At 61.1% G+C, this 16,212-nt stretch carries 12 protein-coding genes and 1 pseudogene; 8 read left to right on the plus strand and 5 right to left on the minus strand.

Going from position 1 to position 16,212, the window contains the following annotated elements; translation table 11 throughout:
- The 3 genes and pseudogenes from FY112_RS08625 to FY112_RS08635 all read left to right on the plus strand — a co-directional run.
- Positions 1-115, plus strand: a pseudogene (locus tag FY112_RS08625) (TlyA family rRNA (cytidine-2'-O)-methyltransferase); the annotation flags it as partial.
- Entirely contained in the window at positions 112-1,362 is a 1,251-nt protein-coding gene (locus FY112_RS08630) for a class I SAM-dependent RNA methyltransferase (protein ID WP_151518176.1), read from the plus strand. The pseudogene FY112_RS08625 and the gene FY112_RS08630, both read left to right, overlap by 4 nt.
- Positions 1,363-1,364: 2 nt before the next feature.
- Positions 1,365-2,375, plus strand: a complete 1,011-nt coding sequence (locus FY112_RS08635; RefSeq protein WP_151518177.1) for an MBL fold metallo-hydrolase — start codon at positions 1,365-1,367, stop codon at positions 2,373-2,375.
- 60 nt (positions 2,376-2,435) lie between these two features.
- Here FY112_RS08635 and FY112_RS08640 read toward each other — a convergent pair whose 3' ends face one another.
- Both FY112_RS08640 and FY112_RS08645 read right to left on the minus strand, forming a co-directional pair.
- Positions 2,436-3,191, minus strand: coding sequence for a crotonase/enoyl-CoA hydratase family protein (locus tag FY112_RS08640; protein ID WP_131645571.1), 756 nt, complete (start codon positions 3,189-3,191; stop codon positions 2,436-2,438).
- A gap of 9 nt (positions 3,192-3,200) precedes the next feature.
- Positions 3,201-4,979 (minus strand): acyl-CoA dehydrogenase, encoded by a 1,779-nt coding sequence (locus FY112_RS08645; protein ID WP_151518178.1) that lies wholly within the window; start codon positions 4,977-4,979, stop codon positions 3,201-3,203.
- A gap of 312 nt (positions 4,980-5,291) precedes the next feature.
- On the opposite strand from FY112_RS08645, the gene FY112_RS08650 reads away from it, so the two are divergent.
- Positions 5,292-6,287 carry a transporter gene (locus FY112_RS08650; protein ID WP_151518179.1) on the plus strand — a complete coding sequence of 332 codons (996 nt, stop codon included), beginning with the start codon at positions 5,292-5,294 and terminating at the stop codon, positions 6,285-6,287.
- A gap of 289 nt (positions 6,288-6,576) precedes the next feature.
- Here the strand turns inward: FY112_RS08650 and FY112_RS08655 are convergent, their stop codons facing one another.
- Both FY112_RS08655 and FY112_RS08660 read right to left on the minus strand, forming a co-directional pair.
- On the minus strand, positions 6,577-7,056 hold the full coding sequence (locus FY112_RS08655) for a BA14K family protein (RefSeq protein ID WP_017959218.1): 480 nt from the start codon (positions 7,054-7,056) through the stop codon (positions 6,577-6,579).
- A 220-nt stretch (positions 7,057-7,276) separates the two neighbouring features.
- The gene (locus FY112_RS08660; RefSeq protein ID WP_131645573.1) at positions 7,277-8,521 is read right to left on the minus strand and encodes an aromatic ring-hydroxylating dioxygenase subunit alpha; all 1,245 of its coding nucleotides are present in this window, start codon (positions 8,519-8,521) and stop codon (positions 7,277-7,279) included.
- 417 nt (positions 8,522-8,938) lie between these two features.
- Here FY112_RS08660 and FY112_RS08670 point away from each other — a divergent pair, with 417 nt between their 5' ends.
- The 3 genes from FY112_RS08670 (at position 8,939) to FY112_RS08680 (ending at position 12,194) form a co-directional block, all read left to right on the plus strand.
- Positions 8,939-9,547: a DUF6656 family protein gene (locus tag FY112_RS08670; protein WP_131623061.1), complete on the plus strand. Its 609-nt coding sequence runs from the start codon at positions 8,939-8,941 to the stop codon at positions 9,545-9,547.
- A 202-nt stretch (positions 9,548-9,749) separates the two neighbouring features.
- Positions 9,750-10,724 carry an L-threonylcarbamoyladenylate synthase gene (locus tag FY112_RS08675; RefSeq protein ID WP_017959215.1) on the plus strand — a complete coding sequence of 325 codons (975 nt, stop codon included), beginning with the start codon at positions 9,750-9,752 and terminating at the stop codon, positions 10,722-10,724.
- A gap of 33 nt (positions 10,725-10,757) precedes the next feature.
- Positions 10,758-12,194 carry an FAD-binding oxidoreductase gene (locus FY112_RS08680; RefSeq protein WP_131645574.1) on the plus strand — a complete coding sequence of 479 codons (1,437 nt, stop codon included), beginning with the start codon at positions 10,758-10,760 and terminating at the stop codon, positions 12,192-12,194.
- A gap of 23 nt (positions 12,195-12,217) precedes the next feature.
- Here the strand turns inward: FY112_RS08680 and FY112_RS08685 are convergent, their stop codons facing one another.
- Positions 12,218-15,547 (minus strand): DUF1217 domain-containing protein, encoded by a 3,330-nt coding sequence (locus tag FY112_RS08685; protein WP_151518180.1) that lies wholly within the window; start codon positions 15,545-15,547, stop codon positions 12,218-12,220.
- Positions 15,548-15,847: 300 nt separating this feature from the next.
- Between FY112_RS08685 and FY112_RS08690 the strand changes: the two genes are divergently transcribed.
- A partial coding sequence (locus FY112_RS08690; protein WP_246700634.1) for a DUF6101 family protein occupies positions 15,848-16,212 on the plus strand: 365 nt, incomplete at its 3' end.

Genomic DNA, 16,212 nt, shown 5'->3' on the forward strand with positions numbered 1-16,212 from the left:
ATTGGAGCGCTGGTTCATCGAGGACATGGGCTGGAAAAGCCTCGGCCTCATCCCCTCCCCGATTTCCGGCGGCGATGGCAATCAGGAATTTCTTCTGGCAGGATTGAAACCGTGAGCACCGAAACCGTCAAGATCGAGAAGCTCGGCGCCCAGGGCGACGGCATCGCCAGCAGCGCCGGCGGACCTGTTTATGTACCCTTTTCCCTGCCTGGGGAAACGGTGGCGATTGCCCGCGTCAAGAGCCAGGGCACGATCATGTCGATCACGACGCCCTCGCCCGACCGGCAGGAGCCGCCCTGCCGGCATTTCGGCCCGGATGGCGTCAACGGCACCTGCGGCGGTTGCACGCTGCAGCATATGGCAGATGCGCCCTACCGCGCCTTCAAGCGACAGTTGGTCATCGATGCGCTGAAATCCAAGGGGCTGACATCAGATGTCGGCGAGATCGTTCCGGCTCGGCCAGGCGAACGGCGGCGCGTGGTGTTTGCGGCGCGCAAGACCGAGAGGGACATGCTTGTTGGATTCAACCAGGCCGAAAGCCACCATATCGTCGCCATCGAAGAATGTCCGATCTCGTCGGCAGGGATCATCGCCCGGCTGTCGGCGATCAGGGCAATTGCCGCATCGCTGGCGACCAGTGCCGAACCCTTCCGCGTTGCCGTGCTAGAAACGCTTTCCGGCCTCGATATCTCAGTCGACGAGGTGAAGAAGCTGTCCGACGCGCAGCGGCGCAAGGCGATCGAGACCGCGCTCAGCCTGCGCGGCATCGCGCGTGTTTCGCTGAACGGCGAAATCCTCGTCGAGCCGTCGAAGCCGATGGTCGAATTCGGCGGCGTCCAGGTTTCACCGCCGCCGGGCGGCTTCACCCAGGCAACCAAGCCCGCGGAAGAGGCGATGGCCGAACTGGTGCTTGCTCATGTCGGCAAGTCGAAGCGGATCGCCGATCTCTTTGCCGGCGCCGGCACGTTTTCGCTGCGCCTGGCGCGGATCGGCCGTGTGCACGCCGTCGAAGCCGAGGCAAAGGCGCTCGCAGCACTCGATCATGCCGCCCGCAACACGCAGGGGCTGAAGCCGGTCACCGTCGAAAAGCGCGATCTCTTTCGCCGTCCTTTGATGACGCAGGAATTCAAGCCCTATGATGCCGTCGTCTTCGACCCGCCGCGCGCCGGTGCCGAGTTCCAGTGCCAGGAGCTTGCCCGTTCGGCGGTGAAGAAGATCGTGGCCGTCAGCTGCAATCCGCTGACGCTGGCGCGGGATCTCGCGATCCTCGTCGAGAGCGGTTACCGGATCGCGCAAGTAACGCCGATCGACCAGTTCCTCTGGACCTCGCATGTCGAGGTGGTGGCGACGCTGGAGAAATAGGCGTGTCTGTCGAAAAGACCAAAAGACGCAACCCATACTATAGCGGCCCAGTGTCCGATCATTTCGACGGCACGCATTTCTTCAATCCCGAAGGTATTGAGCCCCTTGGTTTCCGCGACCTGATGCGCTGGCAATTCGGCGGTGGCCGAGAGCGTTGGCCGAGGTCGGTCCCAAGTCCTTACGCGATGGCCAAGCCGGATCCACACGTCGACGGCGAGGATCTAAGGGTGACCATGGTTGGCCATGCAACAATGCTCGTGCAGGTCGCCGGGCTCAATATCCTCACCGACCCGGTATGGTCGGAGCGCGCGAGTCCCTTCGCTTTTGCCGGACCCAGGCGCGTCGTCCCACCGGGCATCGCGTTCGATGATTTGCCGCCGATTGATCTCGTGCTGGTATCGCACAATCATTATGATCATCTCGATATCGCAACACTCAGGCGGTTGGGTGCGAAGCATCGGCCGCGTGTCGTGACGCCACTTGGCAATGACACGATCATACGGCGTGCCGTGCCCGATATAGAGACGACATCTATGGACTGGGGCGAGCGCATTTCGCACGCCGGAATCAGCATTGACGCGGAGCCTGCACACCATTGGTCGGCCCGCGGAACCGCCGATCGCCGGATGGCGCTCTGGGCGTCGTTCGTTTTGTCGACTCCCGCCGGAAAAATTTATCACGTCGGAGATACGGGTTTTCACGACGGCATCAATTACAAAGCGGCACAGCAGAAGCACGGCGGCTTTCGCTTGGCCATTTTACCCTTCGGCGCCTACGAGCCGCGATGGTTCATGAAAGGGCAGCACCAGAATCCGCAGGAGGCGGTGATCGGGATGACGTTGGCAAATGCGGCCTATGTGGCCGGGCATCACTTCGCCACGTTCCAACTGACAAATGAAGCGGTCGACGCGCCGGCAAAAGCGCTGCAGGACGCAATGCGCGAGCATGATATTCCCCCGGAACGGTTCCGGCCGCTCAGGGCTGGCGAAGTATTCGACGTGCCGGCGGTCTAATCGCTATCCGTTTGCTCCGGGTGTTGGTGTCGATCGCCGCGAAGCGATGCCAGGCGGCGCTCAGCGGCGCATGAAGGCCTCGAAGGCCGCCCGGGCCTCGGCGCTTTTCAGCCGCGCGGAGAAATAGCGGGCCTCCTCGTCGATGCGGGCGATGATCTCGCCACGATCGCCGCGAATGAGATCGCGGGCGATGCGCAGCGCCTCCGGCGGCTTGGCCGCGAGCTTTGCGGCGAGGCCAAGCGTCATGGCATCGACCTCGCCTGACTCAACGATCTTCCAGACCAGGCCGGCTTCCTTTGCTTCTTCGGCCGAGAAAGCTTCGCCGGCTGCAAGCATGGCGAAGGCGCGCTGATGACCCATCAGGCGCGGCGCGACGAGGCTGGAAGCCGCCTCCGGCACCAGCGCCAGATCGACGAAAGGGGTGCGAAACTGGCTGCGGCTTGACGCGATGGTCAGGTCGCAATGGAGATGGATCGTCGTGCCGATGCCGATCGCCAGACCGTCGACGCCGGAGACGACGGGTTTTTCGGCGTTCACCAGCGCATAGAGGAAATCGAGGATCTCCTGTCCCAGGCCACCGCCGCCGATTGCAGCAGCGAGAAAATCGTTGAGGTCGTTGCCGGCCGAGAAACAGCCTTCGGTGCCGAGGAAGGCGGTTACGCGGATAGCGGGATCGGCATTCGCCGCATTCAGCGCATCGGCCATGGTTTGGTACATGGCGCGGGTGATGGCGTTTTTCTTCTCCGGCCGGTTGAAGCGGATCAACTGGACGCCGGGATGGGCGGAAGGCTGCTCGACGATGACGTGATCGGTCATAAGGTCTCCTCAGGCAAGCAGGATGCGGGCGGCGGCAAGGCTTGCTGCGCCATTGACGACCCGGTCGCGAAGGGCTGCGGTCTCGGCCAGCAGGTTTTCGGCGGTGAAGCGGCAGAGCGCGATGCGGTTTTCACCTGCCCCATCGGCTCCCTCGGCGAGAGCACCCTTGGCAAGATAGCAGCCGGTGAGCACCAGCCCGAACAGGCGCTGATAGGGGGTGGCACCGGAGAGCGCCTCGGCGGCCTTGTCATCGGCAAGTGTTTTGATCAGCCAGGCGGTCGCCTGTTCGAGATCGGCGATCGCAGTGTCGAGCCGCACAGCGGTCTCGCCGAAACCATTGACATTGGAGCATCGGACGCCATCGGCGATCTGCTTAAGCTCGGTGATGAAACCCTTTACCTGATCGCCGCCGGAGAGCGGCAGCTTGCGGGTGACGAGGTCGATCGCCTGGATACCGTTGGTGCCCTCGTAGATCGGCGCGATGCGGGCATCGCGGAGATAACGCGCCGCGCCTGTCTCCTCGATAAAACCCATGCCGCCATGCACCTGGATGCCGAGCGAGGCGACGTCGACGCCGGCATCGGTCGAAAAGGATTTGGCAATCGGCGTCAAAAGGGCGGCGCGCTCCTGCCAGTGGCGGCTGGCGTCACCTGCCCGGTGCGACATGTCGATCGCATGAGCGCAGACATAGGAGATGGCGCGCGCCCCTTGCGTCAGCGCTTTCATGGTGAGGAGCATGCGGGCGACATCGGGATGTTCGACGATCGGGCTCATGCCAGCGCCGCTTGAGCCCGGCGCCCTGCCCTGCGTGCGTTCCCTAGCATAGGCAAGCGCCTTCTGGGTGGCCGCCTCGGCGATCGCCACGCCCTGCATGCCGACGGCAAGGCGGGCATTGTTCATCATCGTGAACATGCAGGCGAGCCCCTTGTTCTCCTCGCCGACCAGCCATCCCACAGCGCCCTTTTCACCGCCGAATTTTCCGTCGCCGTAGATCATCGTGCAGGTCGGCGAACCATGGATGCCGAGCTTGTGCTCCAGTGAATGGCAGAACAGATCGTTGCGGGGCCCAAGCGAGCCGTCGTCGTTCACCAGGAATTTCGGCACCAGAAACAGCGAAATGCCGCGTGTGCCGGACGGCGCATCCGGGAGGCGGGCCAGCACCAGATGGATGATATTGTCGGCCGCGTCGTGCTCGCCCCAGGTGATGAAGATCTTCTGGCCGAAAAGGCGGTAGCTGCCGTCGTGGCGGCGCTCGGCGCGGGCTTTCAGCACGCCAAGATCGGAGCCGGCATGCGGCTCGGTCAGGTTCATGGTGCCGGTCCATTCGCCGGAGACCATCCTCTCCAGATATTTGTCTTTCAGCGCAGCACTGCCATGGACGCTGACCGCCTCGATGGCGCCCATCGTCAGCGTCGGAGCGAGCGCGAAGGCCATGGAACCGGAATTCCACATTTCGAGGGCTGCGACATTCAGCATATGCGGCAAGGCCTGGCCACCGAAAGCCTCGGGCGCCGTCAGTCCGTTCCAGCCGCCGGCAATCCAATGGCGGTAGAGATCGCGCCAGCCATCCGGCAGCCTGACCTCGCCATCGATCAGGCGGGCGCCTTGGCGGTCGCCGATTTCGGCAAGCGGGGCCACTTCCTCTGTGGCAAAACGCCCCGCCTCGGCGAGGATGGCGTCGACGAGATCCTCGCCGAGATCGCCGAGAAGCCCCTTTGAGATCGCCTCGCCCATGCCGGCGACATGCTTCAGCGTGAATGCGATTTCCTCGACGGGCGCCTTGTACATGGTTTTTCCTCCGCAGACCGGCTTCGCGCACGGCAAAGCCCCTCCGAGGCAAGGGCTAATTGATTTTTACGTAAACGTCAATTTCGATTTCTTTAGTGGTCATGCGATAGTTTGGCTGAAATGACGCTTTGCGCTTGCACCGTCGGCCAAATGGACGTCATGAACAAACTCCAAAGCGCGTCGCGATCTTTCAGATTCGCTCGTCGCGCTTTAGATCTTGTTTTTACGCATGTCGTTATCGCAAAACCGCTGCACACTTTTGCGCGACATACTTTAAGGGAAGACATCGCCTTCGCAAAGGATCGGCGAACATTGGACACATTGCCCGTCAACATACCCGGTTTTGTCTGGGCCTATCGCTTCTCGCCGGATGAAAAGGCCGCGGTGCGGCTGAACAACAGTGCGACGGTGGCGGAACTGACCGCGGATAACTGTTTCTACTGGCTGCACCTCAACCTTGTCGACGCCCGCGTACCGGCCTTGCTCGATACGCTGGAGGGGCTGACGGAGGACGCGAAATCGGCGCTGACGACGCGGGATACGCATGCGGCCATCACCGTCGACGAGCAGATGCTCTATGGCACGCTCGTCGACTGTCAGCGCGAGTTCGCCGAGGATACCAACAATCTGGGCTGGCTGCATTTCGCCATGTCCGACCGCTTCATCATCACCACAAGGCTGCAGCCGCTGCGCAGCGTCGAACGGGCGCTGGCGCTGATCGATAAGAATCCGGGCAAATTCTCGCGGCCGGTCGATCTGTTCGAACTGCTGGTGACCGAATTCCAGCGGACGCTGATTGCGATCGTCATCGAACTCACTGAAGAGCTGAACCAGATCGAGGATATCGTCTACGACAGTGCGCAACGCGACGAGCGCCGGCGCCTGGCGCCGGTGCGGCGAACCGTGGTCAGGCTGCATCGGCATCTGCGCACGGTGCTGGCGCTGATGCGCCTGGCGGCGGCAGCCGACGAGGACGAGATGCCCTTCGGCTTCGACGATGTAGCGCGGCGGCTGACCGGCCGACTGGAAACGGTCGACCACGATATCTATGCGCTGCAGGATCGGGCACGCCTGCTGCACGAAGAAATCGATTCGAAACAATCCTCCGAGACCAACCGTCACCTCTATCTGCTGTCGATCATGACGGCCTTCCTGCTGCCGCCGACCCTGGTGACGGGCTTCTTCGGCATGAACACGGCAAACCTGCCCTTCTCCGTCGGCGATTACGGCACGGAATACGCCGTCGTCCTCATCCTCGCCTCCGTTGCCCTTGCCTGGTGGCTGCTGAGGCGGGTGGATATTCTTTGAGGGTGAAATTTTCGGCGTGACTGTCGGAGAGGCGCATTCCCCACACGTCGCGGTACTTGCTCCAGAAGCTCACCCCACCCTCCGTCATCCTCGGGCCCGACCCGAGGATCCATGTTGCCCTCCATCAGCCGCGGGCATGGATCCTCGGCTCAAGGCCGAGGATGACGGAGGGTGGGGTTACGTTCCGGCCGAACTCACCGCCGACGCAACGAATGACGGCGCTGCGCCTATGGCATCACGCTGCGTTGACACTTAGCGATTGGAAGCGCAGCGCGCTTCCTACGCCTTATCAATACGGCGAATAGCACTGCTGGCGCGGGCCGTTATAGGGTTGGAACGTGTTGTCGTAGGCGCGGTATGACCGGTAGCGGTTGGCGCACCAGGCGACGTGGCTCGAACCCATGCGCGGCGCAGGTGCGACGTAACGCGGCTGTGCGGCAATGGCGCCGCCGATGACCGCGCCGGCGCCGAAGGCGGCGAGCGGATACCAGTAGCCGTTATAGCGGCGGTATCCCGGGCGGTAATAGGAATATCCGCGATAGCCACCGTAATAGCCGGGCCGGTAGTAGGCGCCGGGACGATAGCCAGGCCGGTAGCCCGGACGGTAACCGGGGCGATAATAGCGGCGGTACTGCACGTTCTCGACGGCGGAGGATTTTTCCACCTGCGGGGGGGTGGGCATCTGGATTGCCTGCGACGGCGCAAAGCCCGTCAGCACCACGGCGGCCGCCAGAATTGCGGTCGCGATCTTGTTACTCAAACCGAACATTCTTCTCTCCCATTCAACAGCGATAACCGCCTGCTCAGCAACGCTTTCGTGCCGGAATGGTTCCGAAAGCGGCCGGGGGCCAGCTGCTTTCGTATGTGTACAGAAATCGATCTGAACCGGGCATTAACCGGGAGGCCGATGATGTCGCCCGGAACGCACTTCAGTCCTTTGTTCATGCATGCCGTTATCCCGGAATCGTAACAGTTCCGGGCTACATGCATTAGGCCACGGCTGAAATTTTCGCCTGGTCGCCCTGCAGGCGGTTGACCATGAAGTTCGAATACCATTCGAGGAACTGCATGACGCCGCCCTCATGCAGGGCGGAATAGGGGCCGGGTTCATAGGCGGGCGAGTGAATGCCGAAGGCGTTTTCCTCGACGATGCGGCGATCCTGATCGTTGGTCTCGGTCCAGACGTGGGTCAGTTCCTCGAGATTGTAATCCACGCCTTCGACCGCGTCCTTGTGGACGAGCCACTTGGTCGTCACCGCCGTCTCATTGGCGCTGAGCGGCAACACCCGGAAGGAAATGGCGTGGTCACCGAGCAGATGGTTCCACGTCGTCGGGTAGTGGAAGAGCAGCATGGCGCCGATATGGCTGATCGAAATATCGTCGGAGAGCTGGCGCTTGACGGCGCGCTTGCCCGACATGGTGTAGCTCTCGGCATCTTCGATCAGCGGCATGCGGGCGGTGCGGAACTGACCGTCCGGCGAAATCTGGAACTTGCTCGGCAGGCCGGCAGCCTCGCAGCGCGCCCAATGGCCGGCGATCTCGGGATCGTCGGCGCCGCCATCCGTGCCGGTGACACTCGGAGCCTCGGGATAGGTGCGGCAGAGCTCGGGGTGATTGGCGGCGCAGTGATAGCACTCGCGGTTGTTTTCCCAGACAAGCTTCCAGTTGCCCTTCTCGATGATCGTGTTCTGGAAGGCGACCTTGCTCTGGCTGATCCGGTGCGGCGCGACATAGGGTTCGATCTTGTCGCGCACCGGCTGGAAATCCGGAGCGGTGTTGGCAAGGCAGATGAAGACATAACCAGCGACGATTTCGCAATGGACGGGTTTCAGGTTGAAGCCAGTCTTGTCGAAATCATCGCCCATGTGGCGGGCGAAGGCGAGCTTGCCTTCGAGATCATAGGTCCATTGATGATAGGGGCAGACGAGACGCACGGAGGAGCCATGCTCCTTGGTGCAGACGCGCGAACCGCGATGGCGACAGCTGTTGTGGAAAGCGCGGATGACATTGTCACGGCCGCGGACGATGACGACGGGATAGGTGCCGATCTGAACAGTGAAATAGGCGCCCGGCTTCGGCAGCTCGCAATCATGGCCGATAAACAGCCAGTCGCGATAATAGATCATCTCCATGTCGAGCTGGAAATAATCCTCGTCGATATAGAACGGCTGTTCGAGGCTGAAGCCCTCACGGCGGCTCTTGAGCTGACGCAAAACGTTGCTGCGAATATCCATCTTCATGTCCTCGTGCACCCGGCTGCCGCCCTTCCGGCAAGAAGGCCGGCGGAAGCGCGCCCGCTTCCTTCTCCTTCGGGAGAAGTGTTCATGGCGTCATTTAATCACCGAGCCTGCCTGCCGCTTGGTTGTAATGCGACATCGGCTTCGAAATTGACGACAGGATGCGGCAAGCCGCAAGCTGCCGATCCCAGTCGATGACATCGCCCGACTCTCCGCGCAATTATCGTCAATTGCGACATGGCGTAAAGACCCGCTCCGCAAAGAGGTCTGCTGCCGAGATCGACCGCCATCGCGTTTGCGACATCTGCCGGCATTTGCCCTTCCGCCGGCCGGCTGCGGACCATTTTTTAACATCGCCTTAAGCATACGGTCCTATCCTCCTGGTGATCACCGACCGACCGAAGAACGCGAACCATGGCCAAACTCCGTTATTTCGACGCGAAAGATGCGAGCAGATCGCAAGAGCCGCAGCTGATTGCCGCTCATTCCGAATTCTTGCGCACCGGCCGCATTCCCCGCGAGCGGCGGCATTGGCTGGCAGAGGAAAAGCGGTATTTCACCCATGACGAGGTCGCCGCAAAGACCGGCCGCAAGCTGCAGGTGGCCGGCGAAAAAACGCATCAGAACATCAACGGTTTCCACCATTCGATCCAGTTTCCGAAGATGATCTTCCACCGGACGCTGCAGGATAGCCCGCATCTCGGCTATTGCCACGTCACCGCCGCACGGACGAAGTTCGCCCATTACGAAGAGGTGAGCTGGGCTTTCTACATCGCCAATTTCTACTCCGACATCGGCGACAACGACAACTTCTTTGAGCGCATCGACGTTGGTTATTCCCGCATGTATTTCGCCGTCGCGATCAAACCTGGCGAGAACTCCGCGGAAAAGATGACCATCGACCGGTCGGTGCGCGGCAACGGCCTGCTCTTCCGCACCCACGATCCGCAAGCAGCGATCCGCAACATCCTGCTGCTCGGCGCCCGCAACGAACAGCTGCGCGAAATCATCCGGCAGCTATAAAGCTGCGACGCGGTCCTTGCTTGATGCATGTCGTGGTCCCAAAACCGCTGCACACTTTTGGGCGACATGCATAATCCTGGCTTGATGCATGTCGTAACCCCAAAACCGCTGCACACTTTTGGGCGACATGCATAGATGAACAACGCGATTGATCGCAGGCGGCGGAAAGCCTAATGACTGCCGGGACGAACACGGGCAGGACATGGCACGCACCATCGACATAGAGGCAGACAGGCAGGCAGCGATCGAGGCGGCCTCAGCCGCTCTTGCCGGAGGCTTTGCCATCGCCATCCCGACGGAGACCGTCTACGGCCTTGCCGCCGACGCCACCAATCCTTTGGCCATCGCCCGCATCTACGAGACAAAGGGACGGCCGCGCTTCAACCCGCTAATCTGCCACATGGCCGACCTCGCCATGGCCGAAAAACATGCCGAGTTCGACCCGGTCTCGCGGGCGCTCGCCAAAGCCTTCTGGCCCGGCCCGCTGACCCTCGTGCTGCCGCTGAAGCGGGAAAGCCCGATCCATTCGCTGGCGACCGCCGGGCTCGACAGCGTCGGCATCCGCGTGCCGAAGGGGTTTGCAGGCGCTTTGATCGGCGCCTTCGGACGGCCGCTCGCAGCCCCCAGCGCCAATACCTCAGGCGGGATCAGCGCCACGAGCGCCGCCCATGTCGAAGCCGATCTCGGAGCGAAAATCCCGCTGATCCTCGACGCAGGTCCGAGTGCTGTCGGCGTCGAATCGACGATCGTCAAGGCAGAGGGTGGCCAACTCAGGCTGCTTCGGCCGGGTGGGCTGGCGGCGCGCGAGATCGAGCGCGTTGCGGGCCAACCGCTGCTGCGGGCGAAGACGGCATCGGCGACCATCGAAGCGCCGGGCATGCTTGCCTCCCATTACGCGCCGGGTGCTTCCGTGCGCCTCAATGCAACGGCAGTCGAACCTGGCGAAGCGCTGATCGCCTTCGGCAGCGCTGCGGTCTCCGGCGCGGACAGTGCGCGGATCGTCCTTGATCTTAGCCCGCGCGGCGACCTTGCCGAGGCCGCCGCCAATCTTTTCGACTATATGAAGCGGGCCGATGCGAGCGGCGCCCGGAGCATTGCCTTTTCGCCCATTCCCGGGGAGGGGCTGGGCGAGGCGATCAACGACCGCCTGCAGCGGGCAGCCGCGCCCCGCGACTGAAGGACCGTGCATCACGATGAAGGACCGAGCCCGATGAGCAATTCCAGCATTTCCACCGAACTCCTCGACCGCTTCGCGGCGATCGTCGGCGAAAAATACGCGCTGCGCAGCGAGGCCGATCTTGCGCCGCATCTGATCGAAAACCGCGGCCTCTATCATGGCTCCTCGCCTCTCCTCTTGAAACCCGGCACGGTCGAGCAAGTCTCTGATATCATGAAGCTTGCGACCGAGACCGGCACGGCGATCGTGCCGCAGACCGGCAATACCGGCCTCGTCGGTGGCCAGACACCGCGTCAGGGCAAGTCCGATATCATCCTGTCGCTCGAACGCATGAACAGGATCCGCGATGTCGATCCGGTGGCGAACGTGCTGGTGGCCGATGGCGGTGCCATCCTTGCCGAGGTGCAGAAGGCGGCTGAGGCGCATGGGCGGCTGTTTCCGCTGTCCCTTGGCGCCGAGGGCTCCTGCCGCATCGGCGGCAATCTTTCCACCAACGCCGGCGGCACGGCCGTGCTTGCCTATGGCAATATACGTCAGCTCTGCCTTGGCCTTGAAGTGGTGCTGCCGACCGGGGAGATCTGGGACGGCTTACGCCGCCTGAAGAAGGACAATACCGGTTACGACCTGCGCGACCTCTTCATCGGCGCCGAGGGCACGCTCGGCATCATCACCGGCGCGGTGTTGAAGCTCTTTCCCCAGCCGCTCGGCCATCAGGTGGCCTTCGCCGGCCTGAATTCGGTGACGGATGCGCTTGCCCTCTTCAACCTTGCCTCCAGCCTCTGCGGCGCCTCGCTCACCGGTTTCGAGTTGATGCCGCGTTTCGGCGTCGAGATCACCACGCGCCATATCGACGGCGTGCGCGATCCGCTGGAAACGGCCTATCCCTGGTACGTGCTGATCGACATTTCGACATCGGATTCGGCCGAGACGGCGGAGCGGATGATGAGTGGCGTGCTGGAACAGGGTTTTGAGGCCGGGCTGGTGCTGGATGCCGCAATCGCCTCATCCGTGGCGCAGCAGAAGGCGCTCTGGCACATGCGCGAGAGCATGTCGGATGCGCAGAAGCCGGAAGGCGGATCGATCAAGCACGATGTTTCCGTGCCCGTGTCGAAGATCCCGCATTTCATGACCGAGGCCGAAGAAGCGGTGATGGCGGCCATGCCTGGCGCCCGCATCTGCGCCTTCGGCCATATGGGCGACGGCAACATCCATTACAATATTTCCCAGCCGCTCGGCGCCGACAAGGACGCCTTCATTGCCCGCTGGCATGAGATGAACCATATCGTGCATGGACTGGTGCTTGCCCATGGTGGCTCGATCTCCGCCGAGCACGGCATCGGCCAGTTGAAGCGCGACGAACTGGCGGCGATTCGCCCGGCAATCGAAATCGAGCTGATGCGCCGCATCAAGCGCGCCTTCGATCCTGCCGATATCATGAACCCGGGAAAAGTGGTCAGCCTCGATCCGTGAGGTTGACCGGCACGTCATCAGGCCTACTGCGTACCGCCGTTGGTCAGGATCATCAGCGCCGGCGACTGCTGGGTGGCGTTCTGGACGTCGTACATCGCGGTGAACCGGCGTAGCAGCTTGTCGACCTTCTTCGGATCCTGGAGATCCTCGAGCTTGACGAAGCGGTTGATGAGATCGGCCTGTTTGGCGACATCCATGCCGGAGATCTGCGACGGCAGGCTGTAGGCTGTGGTGATGACCTGATAAAGCGCCCTGTCGCCGAGGATTCCATAGATCGAGGTGATGCTCGAGGCCTTGCGGCTGAAATAGAGCGCCAGGCGGACGCCGTCATTGCTTTCGCCTTGCTGGGCTTCCATCGTCTGCTGAACGTAGAGCTCCTGCGTATGCTCCTCGGCCGCCTTGTTCTGGATGGTGCCGATCTTGGCGCGGGTCAAGTTGCCGTCCTTATCGAAATTGAAGGCGGCGACGATGTCCTGGAATCGCGCATCGGCGGTGGCGTTGAGATAGCTCTTCTTGTCATCGGGATCGGACGTGAAGATCTTCTTCAGCGTCGCCTTGTCGTAATCCTTCGGATCAAGGTTGTTGGCCTTCAGCACCAGATCGGTCAGCCGGCTGTCGTCGAGGAAGTCGTCGAGCGACTTCACCTTCGCCATGCCCTTGGCGAAATAATCGACTTCCGCCGTCGCATCCTTCGCCGCCTTGTCCTTTACCGGACCGTCCTTCATCAGCATGGTCATATGCGATCTATAGTCGGTGGCGTATTTGGCCATTGTCGCGTCGGGAAGCGCCTGGAAGGGTGATGCCGCCTTCCCGTCGGGGCCGAAGTTGAAGGCGCGGGCAAGGTTGGTGATGCGTTCATCCTTGAGCGACGCGACATAGCCGTTCGGATCATAGGCATCGCTGGTCAGGATCTTGCGCATCATCGAACGCGATACATCCTGGTCCGTCAGGCCGAAAGCCTGCAGCGCCACATGGAAGAGATCCGGCAGATTGTCGTTGCTCTTGCTGAAATCGGCCGACGAATTGCTGCGCAGGAAATCATTGACGCTGTCGACGTCGGAGAAATTCACCAGGCTGCTGCTGTCGGCCATAAGCTTCTGGTAGTTGGATGCGACCTCGTCGATCGCCTCGTCGCGCTCGTCGTCATAACGCGCCGCGTAATTGTCGTTGGTGGTCTGCGCCTGATCGGCCGTCTGGACCGAGCTGACGACAGGAAGCGATCCATCGGCGGCGAAGTTAAAGTCGGCATTGAGATCAGCGTGACCGGCTGCTGCAGCTGCCGTCGCATCGGTCAGAATGCTCTTCAGGTCGGCGTTCGAGATATCGAACGGCAGATTGTAAGTGCTCTTCAGAAAATTGGTGATGCCGTCATCGGCAATAAGATCATCGACATTGGCGATCGCCCTCATGCGTGCGGAATAGTCGTTGGTCCGCGCTGTCGCACTAATTTTCGTATTGCTGATCTGGGCGGCCGTCTGCGCCTGCATACCGTCTTCAAGCGTGCCGTCCGCCTTGAAGTTGAAGGCAGCAGCAACGTCGGCATAAGTGCCGGTGCCGCTCTGGTCAGTCAGGATATTCCTGAGATCGAGATCGCTGACCGTCGACGGGATGCCGAAGGCGTTGCGGACGAAATTGTTCAGTTTCTGGTCCGCCAGCAACTGATCGACGTCCGAGATGCCGGCGATGGTCGCCTGATAGTAGACGGCCGCATCATTAGCCTTGCTGGTGGTGCTCGCGCTCTGCGAGGCACTTTGCGAGGCGTAAAGGGTGGCGACAGAACCGTCGGTCTTGAAATTGAAAAGATCGTGGACGTCGCCATAGCCTTGGGCGCTGGCAGCCGCGGGATCGACCAGGAAGGTCCTCAAGGTCGCATCAGAGACGCTGTCTGCGATCTGCATGCTGTTTCTGATGTAACTGACGGCAACGGCATCGGACATGATGCCATCGACATTGGTGACATTGCCGATCATGGCGTTGAAATGCGCGGCGTTCGCTGCCGACTTGTCGGTAGTCGACTTTCGTTGCGCTTCCGTCTGAATTACCGAACCGTTGATCGAACCGTCCGCCTGGAAATTGAAGTCGGCATTGATGCCTGCATGGCCCTGAGCCGCGGCATAGGCCGGATCCGTCAGAATGCTCTTGAGGTCGGCATTGCTGAAATTCGTGCCCAGACGATAGGCATCCTTGATATAGCGCGCCAGCACGTCATCGGCGAGCAGGTCATCGACATTGGTGATGCTGCTCGATTGCGAGGTCAAGGTATAATACTTGCCGGTGTTCGACGCAGCCGACTGCAGATTGTTCGCCTGGGCGATAGACTGGGCGCGCGCCGTGTTCGACGTTGAACCGTCCGCCTTGAAATTGAAAGCATTGTAGACATTGGTGAAGCCCATCAGTTGGGCATAACCGGGGTCGGTCAGCACCGTGCGCAGCGCTGCGGCGGTAAAGTCGGCACCCATGCTGTAGGCTGTCTTGATATATGAGGTCAGCCGGTTGTCGGCGACCAGGTCATCGACATTTGTGATCGTGCCGATCTTGGCGGTGTAATAGGCCTTGTTGTATTCGGCCGCTGTCTTGCCGACATAGTAGACGTCGGAGCCGACCGAATTGTCGATGATGACCGATTGGGAATTCAGCGTGTAGGACTCGATGACCGAGGCCTTCTGCGCCGCGGTCTGGGCCGTGCCGGTGACGGTGCCGTCGGCGTTGAAGCTGAACTGGGCGGCAAGCGCCTTATATTTGTCGCCGCCCTGCGTATTGACGAAGCTCGTGGGGTCGCTGAGATCGCTGGTCAGCACCTGCCGCAGAAAGTCCTTCGACGCATAGGTGGGATCGACCTTGAAGGTCTTCAGCATATAGGTGCGCAACCGGGTATTGTTGACCAGGTCGTCGACGCTCTGCACGCTATCGATATTGTTGCTGTAATAGGTGCTCTCGGCGCTCGCGGCCTTTTCGGCATCGGCGAAGGATTGCTTGTAAAGGCCGATGAGCTCGTCCTCCTGCGCATCCGTCTGCACGTCCTTCTCCGGCGCATTGAAATTGAAGGCGGCGGCGAATTCGCGGTAGCGCGTATCGGAGAGCTTGTTGGCGTAGCTGTCGGGATCGGTGAGATCGCTTTCCAGCACCTTCTTCATGAAGGCCTTGGCGTAGGTCATGTCCTCGAGGCCATAGGCCTTCATTGCATAGCTGTAGAGCTTGTAGTCGCCGAGGAAGTCGTCGACATTGGTGACCTTGTTGATATGGTCGGCGTAGTATTGGGCATCCTTCTTGACCGTCGTCTGCGACGCGACCTTGTTGAGGCTCGACGTCATGTCCCGCGACAGGATCGTGTAAGCGAGGGAAGCCGTGATCATGGAAAGCGCCCTTTTCGGCAAAATCTCTAAAAGAACGACGAAATGCTGGTGAGCATATTTTGCCATGGAAAACTTACCTGAGACTTACCTGCGGGTGCATCACTTCAGCACACCATGTCGTTCACCTTCCGGAAACCCTGCCGGATTCGGTTTTGATAACCATCAGAGGAGGCAAAGTTTTCTTAACCGCAATTTTTAAGCTGTACGGAACGGCGGCTGCCTATTGTCGGCCATAGAGGACGAAAAGTCCCAAGGAGAAGACCGGAAATCGGCTCTCAGGTAAGACAAGGGTAGAATGAAATGAACAATCCCGTTATGAAGCCCGCCTGGGCTGGCACGACGTTACGCCTCGATCCGTCCCGCTTTCCCCAGCAGGTCAGCTACGCCATCCACGATTGTTCGGATGACGTCAATATCACGATAGACGAACGCGGTGCGGTCCTGCGCAAGGTCCTCCCCTCCAGCGGCCTGCCGCTCTCGATTGCGCTGCCGAAGCGCGTTTTCAAGGGCGTCGCCGCCCGCGCCATCGACCATGGCGACGGCGATGTCACTGTCACTCTCGAACTCCATCACACCGATCCGGAGCTCTGCATTCCGCTGCTCGTCGCCCATGATCTCAGCGACATCGCCGCCGACTGGCGAAGCTGGTCCGAAGCCTTCCGCAT

The sequence above is a fragment of the Rhizobium sp. PEPV16 genome, assembly GCF_008919455.1.
GTDB classification, from domain to species: Bacteria; Pseudomonadota; Alphaproteobacteria; order Rhizobiales; family Rhizobiaceae; genus Rhizobium; species Rhizobium leguminosarum_Q.